Annotated in this window: 15 protein-coding genes; all 15 read left to right on the top strand. The window is 36.1% G+C overall.

Features of this window, described 5'->3' with window-relative positions:
- Positions 1–100: 100 nt before the first annotated feature.
- The 15 genes from E7274_RS13220 to E7274_RS13150 all read left to right on the top strand — a co-directional run bounded on the left by E7274_RS13220 (position 101) and on the right by E7274_RS13150 (position 19,104).
- Positions 101–958, top strand: coding sequence for a BRO family protein (locus E7274_RS13220; RefSeq protein ID WP_304176525.1), 858 nt, complete (start codon positions 101–103; stop codon positions 956–958).
- 233 nt (positions 959–1,191) lie between these two features.
- Positions 1,192–1,653: a GNAT family N-acetyltransferase gene (locus E7274_RS13215; RefSeq protein WP_304176528.1), complete on the top strand. Its 462-nt coding sequence runs from the start codon at positions 1,192–1,194 to the stop codon at positions 1,651–1,653.
- A gap of 344 nt (positions 1,654–1,997) precedes the next feature.
- Complete coding sequence (locus E7274_RS13210; protein WP_033154319.1) at positions 1,998–3,140, top strand: CdaR family transcriptional regulator; 1,143 nt, start codon at positions 1,998–2,000, stop codon at positions 3,138–3,140.
- 123 nt (positions 3,141–3,263) lie between these two features.
- Positions 3,264–4,655: a GntP family permease gene (locus E7274_RS13205; RefSeq protein WP_304176523.1), complete on the top strand. Its 1,392-nt coding sequence runs from the start codon at positions 3,264–3,266 to the stop codon at positions 4,653–4,655.
- A gap of 21 nt (positions 4,656–4,676) precedes the next feature.
- The gene (locus E7274_RS13200) at positions 4,677–5,912 is read left to right on the top strand and encodes a glycerate kinase type-2 family protein (protein ID WP_304176521.1); all 1,236 of its coding nucleotides are present in this window, start codon (positions 4,677–4,679) and stop codon (positions 5,910–5,912) included.
- Between the two features lie 152 nt (positions 5,913–6,064).
- Positions 6,065–7,855 (top strand): sensor histidine kinase, encoded by a 1,791-nt coding sequence (locus tag E7274_RS13195; RefSeq protein WP_304176519.1) that lies wholly within the window; start codon positions 6,065–6,067, stop codon positions 7,853–7,855.
- Positions 7,855–9,441: a response regulator transcription factor gene (locus tag E7274_RS13190; RefSeq protein ID WP_304176518.1), complete on the top strand. Its 1,587-nt coding sequence runs from the start codon at positions 7,855–7,857 to the stop codon at positions 9,439–9,441. Before E7274_RS13195 ends, E7274_RS13190 begins: the two co-directional genes overlap by 1 nt.
- 111 nt (positions 9,442–9,552) lie before the next feature.
- On the top strand, positions 9,553–10,857 hold the full coding sequence (locus tag E7274_RS13185; RefSeq protein ID WP_304176516.1) for an ABC transporter substrate-binding protein: 1,305 nt from the start codon (positions 9,553–9,555) through the stop codon (positions 10,855–10,857).
- A gap of 84 nt (positions 10,858–10,941) precedes the next feature.
- On the top strand, positions 10,942–11,832 hold the full coding sequence (locus tag E7274_RS13180; RefSeq protein ID WP_304176514.1) for a carbohydrate ABC transporter permease: 891 nt from the start codon (positions 10,942–10,944) through the stop codon (positions 11,830–11,832).
- Positions 11,832–12,695, top strand: coding sequence for a carbohydrate ABC transporter permease (locus E7274_RS13175; protein WP_304176511.1), 864 nt, complete (start codon positions 11,832–11,834; stop codon positions 12,693–12,695). The genes E7274_RS13180 and E7274_RS13175 overlap by 1 nt, the downstream gene beginning before the upstream one ends.
- Positions 12,696–12,697: 2 nt before the next feature.
- Positions 12,698–14,803, top strand: a complete 2,106-nt coding sequence (locus E7274_RS13170) for a glycoside hydrolase family 36 protein (protein WP_304176509.1) — start codon at positions 12,698–12,700, stop codon at positions 14,801–14,803.
- A gap of 689 nt (positions 14,804–15,492) precedes the next feature.
- On the top strand, positions 15,493–16,305 hold the full coding sequence (locus tag E7274_RS13165; RefSeq protein WP_304176507.1) for an ABC transporter permease: 813 nt from the start codon (positions 15,493–15,495) through the stop codon (positions 16,303–16,305).
- Positions 16,306–16,313: 8 nt separating this feature from the next.
- Positions 16,314–17,303: an ABC transporter ATP-binding protein gene (locus E7274_RS13160; RefSeq protein ID WP_304176505.1), complete on the top strand. Its 990-nt coding sequence runs from the start codon at positions 16,314–16,316 to the stop codon at positions 17,301–17,303.
- Entirely contained in the window at positions 17,300–18,109 is an 810-nt protein-coding gene (locus tag E7274_RS13155) for an ABC transporter permease (protein ID WP_304176503.1), read from the top strand. Before E7274_RS13160 ends, E7274_RS13155 begins: the two co-directional genes overlap by 4 nt.
- A gap of 11 nt (positions 18,110–18,120) precedes the next feature.
- Positions 18,121–19,104 (top strand): ArsR/SmtB family transcription factor, encoded by a 984-nt coding sequence (locus tag E7274_RS13150; protein ID WP_304176501.1) that lies wholly within the window; start codon positions 18,121–18,123, stop codon positions 19,102–19,104.
- Positions 19,105–19,132 lie beyond the last annotated feature (28 nt).

Below are 19,132 nucleotides of genomic sequence, written 5' to 3'. Positions count from 1 at the left end.
ACCACAAAAATTGAAAATACAATCTTTAATGTATTAGAAATACCTTCTATTTTGCAATGAGTTTTTCATTTGAGGGAAAAAGGGAAAGAGAGTATTTAATATGGCAGATGATAAGCTAGAATTATTTGAAAATCAACCAATTCGAACTGCATGGGTTGAAGAAGAGGAAGAATGGTATTTTTCGATTGTAGATGTATGCCAAGTTTTAACAGAAAGTGCTGATGGTAGGAAATATTGGAATAAGCTTAAACAGAGGCTTAAGGATGAAGGAAGTCAACTGGTGACAAATTGTCACCAGTTGAAAATGACAGCACAGGATGGAAAAAAACGATTAACTGACGTAGCAAATACTGAACAGTTACTCCGTATTATTCAATCTATTCCATCAAAGAAAGCAGAGCCATTTAAAATGTGGTTAGCTCAAGTTGGTAGAGAGAGAATAGAGGAGACCATTGACCCAGAGCTTACGATTGATAGAGCCTTAGAAACATATTCTAAACTGGGATATGATGCTGATTGGATTAATCAAAGGTTACAGACAATTAGAGCGCGAAAAGAACTAACAGATCAGTGGAAAGCCCATGGTGTGGAACAGGGCAGAGAATTTGCTATTTTGACAGATGAAGTTACTAGAGCTTGGTCTGGAATGAGTACTAGACAGTATAAAAATCTTAAAGGCCTAAAGAAAGAAAATCTAAGAGATAATATGTCCACCCTTGAATTAGCTCTTAATATGCTGGCTGAGGCTACAACAACTGAGCTTACTAAAGTACATAATCCTAGCGGGTTAGAAGAAAATCAAAAGATTGCGCAAAAGGGTGGCAGTGTTGCAGGAAATGCGAGACGTGAGATAGAACAAGAAACAGGTAAATCAATCATAACAAGTCAGAATGCAATTCAATTGAATGAGGCTGTAACACAGTTGATAGAGGCTGTTTCTGAAATAGATGAGGATTGATTATTAATAATGAAATAGATAAGGAATCGTTTTAATGCAAATGAAAAGTCGAGCCTATGAAATTTTTTCTGTAAATATGGAACTTCTATGATAATTTAGATTTATGAAGGGTGTAGTCAGATTGGGCTACATCTTTTTTTAGACTATACAGTTCATTGGAAGACAAGTCAAATAATTGTTTTATTAAACTTCATAGTGTATGCTTTTGAAAACATAAACAATCATAGGAGGACATAAAAGTGGAATTTAGAGTTGCAACATTGAATGATCTTGATTTATTGACTACATCACGTATTGAAGTCTTAAGAGCAGCAAATAAGCTAGATGCTTCTACGGATATGGCAAATGTAGAAAAAGAATCCTATAACTATTACAAAAAAGCATTGGAGGATAATACCCATTATGCAATTCTCGTCATGGAGGACGATAAATTCATAGGAGCTGGAGGCGTTAGTTTTTATAGTGTTATGCCTACGTATCATAACCCTAGTGGCAAGAAGGCTTATATCATGAATATGTATACGGCTCCAGATTATAGACGTCAAGGTATCGCATATAAAACATTAGATATGCTCGTTAAAATATCAAAAGAACGTGGGATTAACAATATTTCATTAGAGGCAACTGAAATGGGACGTCCTTTGTATGAAAAATATGGTTTTGTAAAAATGGAATCTGAAATGGAACTAGTTTAAGGAGGCAATAATGAACATCAAATATACAGATAAGCATAACTTTAACAAAAATGAACTAGAAGAATTATTTTTATCAGAAGATTGGCAGAACTTTGATTGATATGATTTAAGAAAAGTACAAAAGCTATCTAAGAATAGCTGTAATTGCTTATGACAATGAAATGAACTTTTACAATAACTGTGGCTTTGAAAAAAGTAAGGATGCATCACCTATGTTCATAACATCCTTGTGGACATAATTTTTAATCTGCCAGCATACATGATTGAAAGCTCGCTACGAACTTTGCTTTTGTATAGCCTAAGATTTAAAATAGTGGATATGATGATGGAAAGGGAGAAGGGGCATGATTAGTAAGCTTTTAGCGGAAAAGTTTATTGAACAGGTAACAGAATACACTTCATATAATGTAAACATTATGGATGAAGACGGTGTAATAATAGCAAGCAGAAATAGTGAGCGAGTGGGACAGTATCACGAGATTGCTTACAGAATTGTTCATGGGGAAGAGGACATAGTTGATACTACAACCATTGAGCAGTTTCCAAACGTTCTTCCAGGCATAAACATGGTAATAGAGATGGATGGAAGGCGAGAGGGAGTAGTTGGTCTTACTGGAGAGCCAGAGGAAGTCAGACCTGTAGCAATGATTGTAAAGATGGCAATTCAGTCTATGCTTCGCTATGAAAAGCAGCAAGAAAAAGCCAGACTACGTGAAAATCGAAAAGAACGTTTTATCCATATGTTAACTGAGGTTGAGTATGCGGATTCGCAGGAAATACGTGAGTTGGCTGAGGAGCTTGGCTATCCTGAAGAGAGAATAAGAATTCCTATCTTAGCCATTATGGATGGGGTCAATGCATCTGACTTTTTGGTGCATCTGAAAAAGAGTCCTTATCATACTTTAAAAGATGTTTCTTTAGCTCTTGATGAAAAGAGAGTCATCATATTTAAAACTATGCCTGACACAGTTAGCGAATTATTCTCTGATTACAAATACATAGTTGGAGAGTATTTAAGTCCAGTTCTTAGATGGATGAAAGAAAATGATACTCAGGCAAAGTTTTACATTGGTAGTTTCCAAGATTCTTATGCACGCTATTACTATGCATACAGACATTGTAGATGGTTACAGGAATATATAAAAACAGAGGGAAGCTCTGTCTTCTTTTATGATCATGTAGGAGAGTATTTGCATTTCATTACTCCAATGAGAGATATGGCAAACATGTTTTATATCTTTGAAAGCAAATTTCCAGAGGGAAAGATTGATGATTTCATAGAGACAGTTGGAGCTTTAATTAGAAACAACTTTAACTTTAATAAAGCAGCCCAGGAGTTATTCATACATAAGAATACATTGGTTTATCGATACAATAAGTACAAGGAATTAATGGATATCGACCCAGTGGCTAAAGCTTCTGATAGAAGCTTTTTAGAGAGTTTCTACACCTATTTGTATAGGAAGAGGAACAAATACAATATATAATGTGTTGTGTTCTCAACACAAAAAATTAATGCTCTTTTTGTAATGATAGTACATTAAATTCTATAACGCCCTCCCTTATCATAAAAGTATCTTATAAATGCTTTAAGAAGGGAGGGCGGTTCCATGACTGGATTTCCGTTAATTATCATCTTTATTTTGGCAATCGTATTAATGATTGTCATGATCTCAAGATTCAAGATTCACCCATTTATTTCAATTATGTGCATCTCTTTAGTATTAGGTCTATTAGCGGGCATTCCTATTGTTGATGTCACATTAGAAGACGGAACAACAAAGGCTGGTATTGCTACTGTAATTGGTCAGGGCTTCTCTGGCACATTTACATCTATTGGTATTGTTATTATCCTTGGTGCTTTAATTGGTAGCATCTTGGAGAAAACAGGAGCAGCTCTTAAGCTTGCAGATATTGTAATTAAGATTGTAGGTAAGAATCATCCTGTACTTGCTATGGAGCTTATGGGTTGGGTCGTTTCAATCCCAGTATTCTGTGATTCAGGATTTGTAATCTTAAACCCTATCCGTAAAGCTTTAGTAAAGAGAACAGCTTCATCTTCTGTTGCAATGACAGTTGGTCTTGCAGCTGGTCTATTTACATCTCACGTATTTATACCTCCTACACCAGGTCCAATTGCTGCAGCAAATACACTTGGAATTGGTGACAATTTACTTCTTGTAATTGGACTTGGTATTGTTTGTTCAATCTGTCCACTTATTGCAGCATATTTCTATGCTACATTTATTGGCAAGAAGGTTAAGGCTGATGATGAATTTGATACAAACGCAGTTAGCAAAACATACGAAGAATTAGTTGCTGAGTATGGTAAGCTTCCAAATGGATTCTCTGCTCTTGCACCTATTATCGTTCCTATCATCCTTATGGCATTATCTTCAATTGTTACAATGGCTAAGGTAACAGGCGCTGGTGCTAGCATCTGCAAGTTCTTAGGAACTCCTATTATCGCTCTTGCAGTAGGTACAATCTTTGCTGTTATTCAGCTTTGCGGAGCTAAAAAGATTGATGAGTTCTATGACATCGTAAACGATACATTAAAGACAGTTGGTCCTATTCTTTTCATTACAGCTGCAGGTGGTGTACTTGGTAAAGTTATCGCTTCTTCTGATATGGTTAACTACATTTCAGAACATGCTACAGTACTTTCAGCAATGGGCATCTTCTTCCCATTCTTACTTTCAGCTATCTTAAAGAGTGCCCAGGGATCTTCTACAGTAGCACTTACAACAACAGCTGGTATCGTAGCTCCACTTCTTCCAGTGCTTGGCTTTACTACACCAGCACAGATAACACTTGTATGTATGGCAATCGGAGCAGGTGCTATGACAGTATCACATGCAAACGATTCTTATTACTGGGTTGTTACTAACTTTGGTGAGATGACTCCAGAAAGAGGTTACAAGACCTGGACAGTAGCATCGCTTGTTATGGGTATTGCAGCTATAATTGAAATAGCTATACTTAGCCTATTCATACATTAAAAATGTGATTGAGGAAGTTTTATGAATCAGAAATTAAGGAATGATATTGATTATATTGTTGAAAACACAATAAAAGAAGTTCTGCCTGATGAGGCGGTTACTAGAGCCCTTAACAATTTCTCTTATGGAAAAGGTAAAGTGATTCTAGTAGCCGCTGGAAAGGCGGCTTGGCAAATGGCCGCAGCAGCAAAAAAGGTTCTTAAAAGATTAGATGGCGGCATTGTAATAACAAAATATGATCATGTGAAAAGCAACATTGAGGGGATACAATGCTTTGAAGCAGGACATCCAGTACCTGATCAAAATAGCTTTGATGCGACAAAAAAAGCTATTGAATTAGTGGAAGGACTATCAGAAGATGACACAGTTATCTTTTTACTTTCCGGTGGTGGAAGTGCCCTGTTTGAATTGCCATTAATTTCTGGTGAAGAACTACAAGACATTACAAAACAGTTACTTGCTAGTGGTGCTGATATAGTAGAGATAAATACTATTCGCAAGCGTCTTAGTAAAGTAAAAGGCGGTAGATTTGCTCTAGCTTGTGCTCCAGCCAAAGTATTTAGTATTGTGCTTAGCGACATAGTTGGTGACCCACTTGATATGATAGCAAGTGGCCCTGCATATCCTGATTTTTCTACATGTGATGAAGCAAAAGAAATAGTTCGTAAATACAATATCAAGCTTTCTAAGGAAGCTGAAGAGCTATTAGATAAAGAAACTCCTAAAGAATTAAATAATGTAGAAACTCACATAACGGGATCAGTTAGAGAACTTTGTAGAGCTGCTGCTAGCAACAGTGGAAAGTTAGGTTATAAGCCTATTATTTTGACTGATGAGCTTTGCTGCGAGGCAAGAGAAGCAGGAAGTTTTCTTGCTAGCATCGCCAAAACAAAAGCAAAAGACAATGAAAGGCTTGCCATTATTGCTGGTGGAGAGACAGTAGTTCATCTTACTGGTACCGGTAAAGGTGGAAGAAATCAGGAACTTGCACTCAGCGCAGCTATAGGAATAGCTGGAAACAGGGGCATTGCAGTAGCATCAGTTGGTAGTGATGGAACAGATGGCCCAACAGATGCCGCTGGAGGCTATGTTGATAACGAGACTTATCAAGAATTACTATCTAAAGGAATCAACATACATGATGTTCTTAAAGATAATGATGCATACAATGCATTAAAAGCAGTTGATGGTCTGATAATAACTGGTGCAACAGGAACGAACGTGAATGATGTTGCTATAGCATTGATTGATATCTAATGAATATTATATGATCACAGTGCATTCAATTATTAATATGAGAATATGAAAGAGCTGGTTGATAGCCAGCTCTTTTTAATTGAGAATTTGGCTGTTTAAGAGAAACGATAGTATGCTATACTAAGGCTACGGAGAAGGGGGGAATAGTGGGGATGAAACTAAAACTTCGTACTAAAATTCTAATTATGTGCCTATGCTGTACATATGGCGCTCTTTTAGTTCAAACAATTCTGTTTGCAAACGCATCAGAATCCCTTATTTACAAACAAGCTGAAATGGAAAGCTACAATTCGTTGCAGAATATGCAAAATGAATTGTATACCTATTTTTTTGGAATCGAGTCTGACATTATAGATATTTATAATGACAAGGAATTCTTACGAGATATCAGTCAAGATAAGGATATAAACACTCTTAGAGAAGTGTATTATTCTCGTGCAAAAGAGCTTGTTACAAGTACATCACTTCTGGAAAAAGGCACGCTAGCTCTATATCTGTATACAGATGATAATGAAACAGTTAGTGTGTATCGTAAATTTTCTACTCCTCGTCATAATTATCCCAAAGATATTTATGTTAATGAAGAACAATATAATTCAGCCAAGGTAAAGGAATATGTTGGTTCTGATGATAATCAGATGCTCATTTCTGGATATTATAATCAGGCGCTTAATAGAAATATCATAAGGTTTGTAGTTAAGATTCATAATATCAATAAGCTAGAAGAGCAAGTGGGGTATGTCGTATGCGATATCGATACTAAAGCCATTGATAAGATAATGAGAAAATACGTAATTAGCGATAATACCTACGTCTGGATCCAGCCATTTAGTGATTTGGTATTGTATGTTATGGATAATCCAGCAGGCGTTAATCAAGATGTATTCGAAGCTGTCAGCAGCAAAGTTGAAGCTTCCGAAGAAACAAATACAGATAGTCTTGTTGAAGGAAATAATGTTTTGTTTTCTGTTAGTCAGAAGAAGTATAACTTAACAGCTTATACCATTATGCCTAAGAGCTTATTACAACAAAACCAAGTAATACTAAGAAGAAATATGCTCTTAATTGTACTTGTGTTATCTGTTGTTTTAATTGTTTTATTCCTATACATAACAAAAACTTTAGCCAAGCCACTTGAAAAGCTTACCAGCACAGTTTCTCAAATTAGTGATGGTGACACTAATCTAAGAATAGACTATACGGGGCCAGATGAAATTGGACAACTTGGAAGTGAGTTTAATCATATGCTTGATGAGATAGAAAATCTAATTGGTCAGGAGTATGAGAACAAACTTTTACTTAACAAAGCTGAGTATAAGGCATTGCAGGCACAGATCAATCCTCATTTTCTTTATAACACATTAGATACAATGAGTAGCATTGCTAGCATTCAGAATTGTGAAATCGTAAGTCGACTATGCCAGTCTTTGTCTGGAATATTTAGATATAGTTTAGATATGAAGCATCCATATTCGACAGTTGCTCAAGAAATCAATCATTTGAAAAACTACATCTTTGTTATGGATGTAAGAATGGGAAATGTGGTTGAGTATAGGTTTGATATTGCTGAAGAAGTATTACAAGATACTATTCCGAGAATATCGCTTCAGCCACTTGTAGAAAATGCTATTAATCATGGTATCAAAAATAAGCATGGCGATAAGATAATTAGTATTAGAGCTTTTATAGAAGATGAAAACCTAATTATTGAAGTTGAGGATAACGGTACTGGATTTGATGCGACTGAGATGAACAAGCGTCTTGAAGAAAATGACAGGATGCTTGTTGAAGAAGGAAATTCTATTGGAATTTACAACATTAACGCAAGATTAAAAATGCTATATGGTGAGGAATATGGATTAAAAGTCTATAGCGAACTTAATAAGGGCACATTAGTGAAATTGTGGATTCCAAGGAAAAAGATAGATGAGGTATTTTCATAATGGCGACATCATATAATCTGCTAGTTGCGGATGATGAGTATTGGATAAGGGAAAAATTTAGAACAATAATAGATTGGTCGGCTTATAATATTACATTTTTGGAGCCAGCATGTGATGGCGAGGAAGTATTACAAAGAGTTGAAACAGAGCAATGCAATATACTTATTACCGACGTCAACATGCCATATGTAAATGGCGTGGAGCTTATTAAGATAATAAAAGAAAAATATCCACAGATAGTGGTATTTGTTGTGAGTGGATACGATGATTTTGTATATGTAAAGGACTCACTTTTAGCGGGGGCTATTAATTATTTGCTAAAACCTATTAGTAAAATCGACTTGGTTTCGGCTGTTTCTAAAGCACTAGAAATACTTGCAAACGAAGAACAAAACAGAATTCAAATATTGAAAGCTTCATCTGCGCTAAAGGATAGAGAATTAAGTGCATTAATTAAAAAAGAGCCTGTTATGTTTGCGCCATCTATTATTACAAACAATTCGGTAGAGACTTCTGGCTGTAGTATTATGCTTGTAAAAATACATCAGTTACATGACCTTATAGAGGAAAATTGCAATGATATCAATTTGCTTTCATATAAGATAAAAAGCTATTTATCAGAGATCTTAATGGATGAAGATCTTCTCGTTTTTAATTATATCTATAGGCACAATGAATTTATAATTGTCAGCGAAGCGGGTATCGATGATTTGAGACGAATGGCAGCTTGCATAATAAGCAATTTGGAACAGAAGTCAAATAGTACGATTACAGTTGCGGTAAGTGAGCATAGTTATAGCATTGATACATTAAAGGATGCATATTTACAAGCTGTGTCTGTAATGATGACTAGAGGCTTTAATAAAGAAAGCTGCATACTCTTTGCTTCAAAAGAAAAGGAAGCAACCCATAAGCAAATGCGCAGCATTATAAATCAGGATAAGGAAAACCAGATAAAGTATTTGCTCCAGAGTAAGGATTTAAATGGGCTTAAGAAAGTACTATTTGAAGAAATAGGATTTTCATCCTTAGAAGAAAAGGAATGGACCTTTCTAGAAGTAAAACAGGTTGTTAGAAAACTCTGTAATATAATTCTTGAATATTCAATGGTAAATGCTTCTACCGAAGACGTGGATACATATTATGAGCTATCTGACTATATTGAATCCTGTGTAGAAAAACTCGATACTCAAATACTAAGTGTGGCTATGCAGTCTTTATTGGATGAGGTTATCGGCGTCCAATCAGAGCTATATGTTGGTTCAATTAAAGACACGGTAAAAAAGGCAGTAAAGTATATAGACGAATACTATGCAGAAGATATAACTCTTGGAGGAATTGCAAGTAAATTTAATGTTGAAAGCACGTACTTTTCTAAAGTGTTTAAACAGGAAACAGGAACTAACCTTGTCCAATACATTGCTAATAAACGTATAGAAAAGGCTATGGAATTTTTACGAGATTCAAGTATTAAGAATAATGAGGCTGCTTTTTTAGTAGGCTATGACGATTATACTTACTTTAATCGAGTATTTAAGAAAATTGTTGGAAAGAGTCCAAGAGAATATAGAAAGCAATTTGAATAATTTCAAAATAATCCAATTTTTTATTTCAAATTATTCCTAACAGAGAACTTACGTTAGGATTTAGAATTACATCATCAGTAATCGATAACACATAGAAAAGGAGAAGGAATTATGAAAAGAAAACTGATGAGTATGCTTATGGCATCAACAATGGTGGCTAGTTTATTTGTTGGTTGTGGCAGTCAGGGAACTGAAACATCTGCTACAAGTGGTTCGGGGGACACCGTAGTAGCTTCAGATGAGCCAGTAACATTAACTGTTTTAGCGGGACAATCAACAACTGATGCTGGTATTGAGGATATGATTGATGAGGCTTTGGCTGAAAAGTATCCTAATATCACATTGGAATGGGAATGCGTTGGTTGGGATGGAGAGTTCCATCCAAAGATGCAACAGTACATGCAGACTGGAATCCCAGATATCATTATCGGAAAAGGACAGGATGTTGCTACTTATTCTAGCTTAGGTCTTCTTGGAGAGATTGATAGTAAGTATACAGACCGTGTTCTCGATGCAGCAAATGAGAATGTTACATTTGATGGAAAAACTTATGGGTTAGTTTATAACGCATTGTATCAGGGAGTTTATTACAATAGACAGATGTTTAAGGATAATGGCTGGGAGATTCCAAAGACTCAGGAAGATCTTCAGGCGATTATAGATGATTGTAATGCCAAAGGTATTACACCATTTGCATCGCATATGGTTGATACATGGTCAATTGGTAACGTTACAATGCAGTTCATGATGAATGATGTATTTAATAATAATCCTACTTGGGGCGATGATTTTAGAGCAGGTAAAACTTCATTCTCAGAGGATAAGGCAGCACAGACATGTTACCAGTATAATAAGTTAATTTATGACAATACTTTCCCAGAAACATTTTCACTTGAGCAGACAGATTGCGATGCAAAGATGGTTCTTGGAGAAGCAGCTATGAAGGTGTCAGGTTCATGGTCAATCCAAAACTTCCTTGATATTGATGAGAACTTTGACTTTGGTATTTTCCCATTCCCTAATCAAACAGGTGATTCAAAGCTTATCTTTGAGCCAAACATTGCAATTATGACAAGTGCTACTACAGAACATCAGGATGCTGTTAACTGTGTTCTGGATTTACTTACAAGTGATGAGGAGCTTGCTGTTGAGATTTATGACTATACAAAGACAGCTTCAATGCTAGAAGGAGTAACTCCTACATTTACAAATCCTAGCCAAGAGGATATTGATAAATATGCAGCTGAGGGCATGGTAGTTGATGTAAACCTTGGAAACAACCAGCTTGTATGGGGCGGTTTCCAGGAGGAGAATGCAGCAGATATTGCAGCATGGTTGTTAGGAGATGAATCATTTGAGGACTGCTTGGCAGCTTCTGATTCAAGAGTTGATGTTAGTTCAAGTTCAGCTGAATAGTTTTTAAAAATTATGGCTGCTGCTTCTGCAGCGGCCATTTTTATAGCAATTTTTCTTAATGACTGCTAGTTTGGAGAGGTGAAAATGGGAAATATTAAAACAAGTGGATTGCAAAAAAGGTTGGAAAGACAATATTTCTTGCTAGTTATACCAGGTTTTATTGTTTTTACAGTTGGTATTATTATCCCTGCAATTCTTGCTTTCAGGTATTCTTTAACAAGTTGGAATGGTCTTACTGTAGACAAGCCATTTGTGGGATTAAAAAATTACATCAATCTATTTCATGATACTAATTTTTTGCAATCATGGTGGTTCACAATAAAATTTACTATTGGAAATACGATAATTCAAAACGTATTTGCGCTTTTATTTGCAGTGGCACTCGATTCTGGAATTAAGGCACAAAAACTGTATCGAACTGTATTTTTTATTCCTTGTCTAATCAGTTCAGTAATCGTTGGTTTTATTTGGTTAAAAATGTATTCAAACGTGCTCCCTGAAATTAATGATGTGTTAGGAACAAATATCAATTTCTTGCTATTTGGCAGCGGTGAGACAGTTTTATCTGGTCTCTTAATAGCAAATAACTGGCAGTGGATTGGATATTGGATGCTAATCTATCTTGCTGGACTTCAATCTATTCCAGCTGAGCTATATGAGGCAGCCAAAGTAGATGGTGCTGGAGCAGTATCTAGATTTTTTAATATCACAATTCCAATGCTTGCTCCATCAATAACTATATGTGTTGTTGGAATTACTACAGGTTCCCTGAAGGTATATGACTTATTAGTATCTTCAACAGGTGGTGGACCTGGTAGATCTTCAACATCAGTAATATTACAGATATACAATACTGCAATTGGATCAAGACAGTTTGGATATGGCTCTGCTATGTCAGTAACATTGGTGCTTGCATTATTATTAGTAGCCTTAATTCAGGTTAAGACACTTAAGTCAAGGGAGGTGCAGCAATAATGAAAAGAACAAAGGACAAATCAGAAATTACATCTACCCCTTATACTAAAAGTACATTTATTACGCAAATTTTGATGACAATAGTAGCAGTAATATTTATTTTGCCTATATTTGTAGTATTTAATTATTCGTTTAAGACAAAGAAAGAATTATATTTAACAAATGCACTAACATTACCGTCAAGCATTCAATTTGAGAACTATAAGAAGGCTTTTGAGAAGCTTAATTTAGCGACTACATTTACTAACACTTTTTTGTATACAGCAATAGCAGTATTGGTTTTAGCTATATTATGTAGTGCTACTGCATGGGCTATTGCTAGAAGTAAAGGAAAGTTTTTCAAGTTCTGTTATGTATATTTCATCATTGGAATTTTAATTCCATTTCAGGCGTTGTTTTTACCAATATATATTATTGGTGCCAATTTGAATCTTACAAATACAAGATTTGGAATTATATTTATGTATATAGCTACGGCGATTTCATTTGGCGTATTTTTAATGACAAGCTTTATGTCTACAGTTCCTATAGAGCTAGAAGAAGCAGCAAGAATTGATGGATGCTCAGTTTTTAGAACCTACTTTACCGTTGTATTACCGCTTCTAAAGCCAGCTATGGCGACACTTATAATCATGCAGGCTTTCCAAATTTGGAATGATTACATGTTAGCTAGTTTATATGTAAGTAAGAAAGAATTGAAAACACTTACTGTTGTAATTCAGTCACTCTTTTCTGCTCAGGCCAGTGATTACACAACTGCGATGGCAGCAATTGTTATTTCAGTTATGCCAATAGCAATATTGTTTTTAAGCTTACAAAAATACTTTATTAAAGGAATGACCGTTGGGGCGGTGAAAGGATAATCATGCAGAAATTATTAAACACTTATGTTTTAGGGGACATGAAGGCAACATATCTTATTGATGAAGATACCAAGAATGTTGAATTCGTTTTACTTCCTGCTGCTATTGAATATATAAATATGGATGACATGAAAGAAAAGCCATATATTGATTCGGCAGTCCAGGTTAAGATAATGGGAGATACTTATAATGGCGGCTACGCACCTGGTGTTACGATGCGCCAAAGCCCTACAGTAACTGGATTTGAATATAAAGAGCAAAGCGTAAAAACTGGAGATGATACAACGGAGATTAAAACTCTGTTGGAAGATGAAAGAGGTTACTTAGTATGCCATCATCTTACATATATAGAAGGTGAAAATGTAATTAGAACCTATTCTAGTTTTAAGAATAATAGCAGCAAAGAGGTAACTTTAGAAACATTATCAAGTTTTTCATTAGGCAAACTTTCTCCGTTGATGGATAAAGATGGTGCTGAAACTTTAAAACTCCATAGAATCCGTAGCGTATGGAGTATGGAAGGGAGAAAGGAAACGATATCACTTGAGGATTTACAACTTGAGCCATCATGGGGAGGCCACGCAGTTAGATGCGAAAGATTTGGTTCTATAGGATCACTTCCAGTTAATAAGTTCTTCCCTATTATGGTGTTGGAAGATTCTAAGAACCAAATCTTTTGGGGTGCTCAACTTATGCATAATGCTTCTTGGCAAATGGAGGTATATAGACGAGGAGATTATGTTCAAATCTCAGGTGGTTTAGCTGATCGTGAGTATGGTCATTGGACAAAGACATTAGAGCCAAACGAGGAATTTGTATCACCCGAGGCGATTGTTTCTGTATGCCAGCATGATGAGGAAGAAATATATAGACGACTGACTTCATCCCTAAATAGGGTCGTAAATGATGGACCTGAGTCAGAACAGATTTTGCCAATAATGTTTAATGAGTATTGTACTACATGGGGAAATCCATCTCACGAGAATATATGTGAAATAGTTAATACCATTAAAGATAAAGGGTTTGAGTACTTCGTTATTGACTGTGGCTGGTATAAGCAAGAGGGAATTCCTTGGGATGTTTCTATGGGCGATTATGATGTGTCCAAAGAACTTTTCAAAGATGGACTAGATAAGACTGTTCAAACTATTAAAAATGGTGGAATGAAACCAGGAATTTGGTTTGAAATAGATAATGTAGGAGAGAAGTCAAAAGCTTATCAAGATACAGCTCACTTATTAAAACGTGACGGATATCCATTGACTACTACCATGAGAAGATTCTGGGATTTACGCCAAGAGTATGTGCAAGATTATTTAACCCAAAAGGTTATTGGTACCTTAAAGCAATATGGATTTGAATACATGAAAATGGATTGTAATGACAACGTGGGAATTGGATGCGATGGAGCTGAATCCCTAGGCGAAGGTCTCAGACAAAATCAGGAACAATCTATTAAGTTTATACAGAAAGTAAAAAAGGAAATACCTGGAATCATTTTAGAGAACTGTGCTTCTGGTGGACATAAGCTTGAACCTTTAATGATGTCACTTTGTAGTATGGCCTCATTTTCAGATGCACACGAGTGCCCAGAAATACCTATTATTGCAGCAAACTTGCATAGGGTAATCTTACCTAGACAAAGTCAAATCTGGGCTGTTATAAGAAAAGATGATTCACTAAAGAGAGTAGCTTATTCTATCGCAAATACGTTTTTAGGAAGAATGTGCCTATCAGGTGACGTGTGTTCATTGGACGAATTACAGTGGAAAGTGATAGATGAAGGTATTTCCTTCTACAAGAAAATCGCATCTATCATTAAAGATGGTAAAACATATTTCTACGGAAGCAAGATAGGTAGCTATCGTCATCCAAAGGGCTGGCAAGCAATAGTTAGAGAGAGTCTAGAAATGAAAGAAGCGTACGTTGTAATACATGGCTTTAATCAGGCTAAAGGTGAAAAAGTATGTTTAGACCTAAGTAAAGATTATGATTTAGCTGATTGTTATTCTTTCCAGACTGAAAATATATCTTTCAATACGGGAAGATTGGAATATGTCATTCCTGATGATATGTATGCTATATGCCTATATTTTAAAAAGAAGTAATGGCAAGCTGAGCTGGCATTATAGCCAGCTCATTTTATTGAAGCAATCATCGCCTTCATCAATGATTGTTAGTTTTAAAAGTAGGTGCCTCTGACCCCAATGTTCTAACCTGTGGTTTAACTTAAAAATGCAGAGGCAACAAATGCCTTTCTTTCAATATTTTTGAGACCGAGATGAGTTCGAGCCTCCTCAGCCTCAGCAAAAAAGCCTTCAGATTCGTCTGAAGGCTTTTTTCTTGTAGATATACTTGACCCTCTACTGCACCAGTCTGGTGGGGCTTTTTGTCATCTGTGGCATATCTTTTTTGAACCTACGGTTGGGAGGCGATTTTTAATTATTCAACCGTAGTGAAATGCCCACTACTGGATTAGTGTATGCCTAAATCGACTATAAATCGCTAGAGCATCCCGCTATCTATCTAGATAATACACACTACTACACTCATAAGGCCTAGTTTATACACACAGGGGTCAAAAACTACGGGCGAAACTAGGATTTTGCAAATCTGGCGGTAGGATTTCAAAAACAGCCTCCATATTTTAGCTCTTCCTAATTATAATCAACATCCAAAACACGTATTAATATCTCAAATTCTTATTGACTTTCTAATTCTGCATCATTATAATCCCATATATTTTTGAAAAATAAAATATGATTAACCAAATGGTTAATTGCAAAGAGGAGGATTAATGGAACTAAAAGTATTGAAAGCAACCATTAAAAAGGAGTTTCAGGTAAGACTGCGGGCCTATCCAATCAGCTTTATGGTGGGGTGTATATTGACTTCTTTTTATACTACCTTTGGAGCGTGGCTGATGTATCACTATTTTTTCAGAAGACAGCTGTCGGATAGCTTCAGTGGCTTGACAGGCACAAGTGATTATATGAGCTACGCTATAGTGGGTAGTCTTATGTATCTGTTTGTTGTTAGAACATGTCTGAATGTTAGCAGAACCTTGATGACTGAACTGTGGGAAGGAACGTTGGAAAGCCTGATGCTTGCTCCATTTAGAAGAGTGGCATATTTCCTAGGCAATATGTTGCTTCAGACAATCACCACTTTTGGAGAAACAGCAATAGCAACACTTATTGGAGTATTCTTTGGCCTTAGAATACATGAGTTCAACTTAGTAGAATTTGGGATAGCAGTGGTCCTGTCACTATATTGCTTCTTTGGGTTATCACTGATGCTGGGATGCGTGATGCTTTATACCAGAAATACTTATATTACACAAAACACATTATTCACAGGCATGTTTTTGGTTTGTGGAATTACATTTCCAATAGAGTATTTACCAACCGGTCTTAGATTGTTAGGAAAGCTGATCCCTGTTACAGATTGCGTTTCTCTTATGAGAGCAGCATTGCTTGGTGGCATGGGACAAGGTCAATTCACCCAAACAGCCTTGATGGCATTGATTAGTGGAACAATTTATATAGCATTCGGAATGCCTCTAATGAAGCAGGCGGAAAGATTAGCGTTAGAAAAAATGGAAGGGTAGGTCAAAGGATGATAGAGGTTAGAAATTTAAAAAAGACATATGATGTAAAAAGAAGAGACGGGCTTTTCAAATCTCATAGAGAGAGAATAGAGGCTGTAAAAGATATATCGATGAAAATAGATGCGGGGCAAATTGTGGGATTGCTGGGAATAAACGGAGCCGGTAAAACAACTACTATAAAGATGCTTACAACACTTATAGAGCCTACATCAGGAACATATAGTTTTGATGGAATGGATGCCATCAAACATCCATCAGAGGTTAAGAAGCAAATCAACATGATTGCTGGCGGAGAGCGAATGATTTATTGGAGGCTTACAGCATATGAAAATCTTTGGTACTACGGTCAGCTATATGGCATAGATAATGCTGTTTTAAAGCAGCGTATAGAGAAGCTCTTGAAGTTAGTAGGCCTAGAGTATAAAGCAAATCTTCCAGTAGAAACATTTTCAAAGGGAATGAAACAAAGATTGCAGATTGCCAGAGGTCTCATAAATGATCCTAAGTATATTTTTCTGGATGAGCCTACTATAGGTCTTGATGCAGTGGTTACTCAGGAGCTACATCGTGAAATAAAGAGTTTGGCAAAAGAACAGGGGAAGGGAATCCTTCTCACTTCGCACTACTTATCTGAGGTAGAGGAATTATGTGATTATATTTATCTTGTAAATAGCGGTGAACTTGTGGTTGAGGGGACCAAGAGGGATTTGACAGATTTTGTATTCCTGCGTAATCAGTATGAGTTCTCAACCAAAGGTATGGATGAAGCTATTTACCAAAAGTTGAAAAGTCATATTTGCTATGTGGATAACGAGGCAGAAATAAGTTTCGAAAATGGAAAAACAGTAATCGAATCAAAAATGGAACTGTCATCTGTACTGGCAGGGTTTGCAATACAAGAAATGCTGACTATCAATGAGCTGCATAAGATGGAGCCTTCTTTAGAACAGGCTGTCATAAAACTTTCCAAAGATATGCAAAAGGAGGAAATAGCATGAGATATTTCCTAAAGGTTGTGTGGGCTGAGGCAGTTAAACAACATAAAAACTATTTTAATAATCGTACAATTTACATTTCCCTTTTTATCTGGCCGTTATTTAGCTTTTTATCAGCATATTATAGCTATAGTGCTTTTAACGTGGAAGGGACGCTGGTTTCGTACATAAATGGTAAGAACATATTAGTATTTTTGATGTTAGGCTACATGGCTATGAGCTTTTTTAGATCTGTTGTTCAGTCGGCTTGGAATTTTTCGAGGGAGCGGCAGAGTGGTACTTTGGAATACATTTATTTATCCACAGCCAATAGACTGGCAGTATTAATGGGGAATGCACTGTCATCTGTATTTGAAAGCTCTATAGTAATGCTGATATTTGGACTCTTGATTGTATTTAGTAATAGCGCTTCTATTAACGTAAATACGATAGGTGTATCAATAGTACTTTTGCTTTTTATTATAATGGCATTATTGTGGGGTGTATTCTTAAATGCGTGTTTTCTATATTCAAGGGATACAGATTTTCTGTTTACTATTTTAGAAGAGCCTATGGAAATCTTTGCAGGGGTGAAGGTGCCTATAGCAATTTTCCCGGCATGGGCCAAAATCATAAGCTTAATATTTCCTCTTACATATGTTCTTGAGGCATTGCGACAGGTGTTGTTAAATGGCGCAAGCATATTGTCTATTTCAAACACAATATTTGCGTGTGTGGCAATAATAGTGGTGCTTTTATCAGCAACTTTGATTACAATAGTTGTTGTAGAAAAACATATGAGAAAGACAGGTAACGTTGTACTGTTTTAGTAGGAATATATATGAAAATAGGCATCTGTACAGATAGAATTAAAGATTCATATACTTATATGAAAAGTGGAGAAATATTTTTTTCTCCACTTTTTGAAATGTTTGCAGCTATGCATGTTATTTGCAATCCCGAACATCATACGGCGAGACTTCATTGGTGGGAGCGTGTGAAAGAAATAGTAGATGAGCAGCTGATTTCTGATATAAGGGAATTGTCTGAGTGTACAAATCAGTGGTTTGCACCTATGGATTTTGTCACATTCGACACGTACCCGGTGAGGGATATGAATATTGAGGAAGCGCTAACCACGCTAGAAGGATATTCAATCAATACCTGGAAAAAGGTCTTTAGTGATAATGGCACAAACGTAACACCTACACAAAAACAAAAAATCATCAATGTATCAAGACGATTTTATGAATCCTACTTTTATCAGGAAATAATGATTTTAGAGCCCCTTATGAATACAGCACTTAAGAAAATGCTTAAGGCCTGGGAGGCAGAGGGGATAGCAAAATCATTATCAGATATTCATGAGAGATTAAAGGTAAACGAGAGTGGGATTGTATTTGTTAAAAATAGAGAGTTTCACTTTAAATATGATGAGATAAATAAAATTTTCGTGACTGGCAGCGTATTCCTTAGCCCGCATCTGATTATGGGTAGGGACAACAATTCATCTATTCAGACAGTGAAGCATTTTTATGCGGAGAATGTGCAGACATGTCCTCCAGAGGAACTAGTGCGGCTATACAATGGTCTTGCTGATGGTACCAGATTACAGATCCTGAGAATTATAAAGCATCGTCCAGACACCACCCAAAATCTTGCCATAAAGCTTGGAATCTCAGAGGCGGCAGTTTCAAAACAATTGAAAGTGCTAAGCGCAGGTGGATTAGTCACTAAACAAAGAAAAGGAAACTATATGTACTATTCAGTAGCCGAGGAGGCATTAGACTTCTTGACTTATAGGATATATGAATACTTGATGTGATTTAATTTCCTTTCGTTGTGGCATATCG

This window comes from Pseudobutyrivibrio ruminis (assembly GCF_015057245.1).
Taxonomy (GTDB): domain Bacteria; phylum Bacillota; class Clostridia; order Lachnospirales; family Lachnospiraceae; genus Pseudobutyrivibrio; species Pseudobutyrivibrio ruminis_E.
This window is presented reverse-complemented; position numbering and strand designations above follow the sequence as displayed.

What these genes read in the sequence shown, in the direction of transcription:
- E7274_RS13220 (WP_304176525.1), top strand. Translation starts at nt 101, where the DNA reads ATGGCAGATGATAAGCTAGAATTATTTGAAAATCAACCAATTCGAACT.
- E7274_RS13210 (WP_033154319.1), top strand. Translation starts at nt 1,998, where the DNA reads ATGATTAGTAAGCTTTTAGCGGAAAAGTTTATTGAACAGGTAACAGAA.
- E7274_RS13205 (WP_304176523.1), top strand. Translation starts at nt 3,264, where the DNA reads ATGACTGGATTTCCGTTAATTATCATCTTTATTTTGGCAATCGTATTA.
- E7274_RS13200 (WP_304176521.1), top strand. Translation starts at nt 4,677, where the DNA reads ATGAATCAGAAATTAAGGAATGATATTGATTATATTGTTGAAAACACA.
- E7274_RS13195 (WP_304176519.1), top strand. Translation starts at nt 6,065, where the DNA reads ATGAAACTAAAACTTCGTACTAAAATTCTAATTATGTGCCTATGCTGT.
- E7274_RS13190 (WP_304176518.1), top strand. Translation starts at nt 7,855, where the DNA reads ATGGCGACATCATATAATCTGCTAGTTGCGGATGATGAGTATTGGATA.
- E7274_RS13185 (WP_304176516.1), top strand. Translation starts at nt 9,553, where the DNA reads ATGAAAAGAAAACTGATGAGTATGCTTATGGCATCAACAATGGTGGCT.
- E7274_RS13180 (WP_304176514.1), top strand. Translation starts at nt 10,942, where the DNA reads ATGGGAAATATTAAAACAAGTGGATTGCAAAAAAGGTTGGAAAGACAA.
- E7274_RS13175 (WP_304176511.1), top strand. Translation starts at nt 11,832, where the DNA reads ATGAAAAGAACAAAGGACAAATCAGAAATTACATCTACCCCTTATACT.
- E7274_RS13170 (WP_304176509.1), top strand. Translation starts at nt 12,698, where the DNA reads ATGCAGAAATTATTAAACACTTATGTTTTAGGGGACATGAAGGCAACA.
- E7274_RS13165 (WP_304176507.1), top strand. Translation starts at nt 15,493, where the DNA reads ATGGAACTAAAAGTATTGAAAGCAACCATTAAAAAGGAGTTTCAGGTA.
- E7274_RS13160 (WP_304176505.1), top strand. Translation starts at nt 16,314, where the DNA reads ATGATAGAGGTTAGAAATTTAAAAAAGACATATGATGTAAAAAGAAGA.
- E7274_RS13155 (WP_304176503.1), top strand. Translation starts at nt 17,300, where the DNA reads ATGAGATATTTCCTAAAGGTTGTGTGGGCTGAGGCAGTTAAACAACAT.
- E7274_RS13150 (WP_304176501.1), top strand. Translation starts at nt 18,121, where the DNA reads ATGAAAATAGGCATCTGTACAGATAGAATTAAAGATTCATATACTTAT.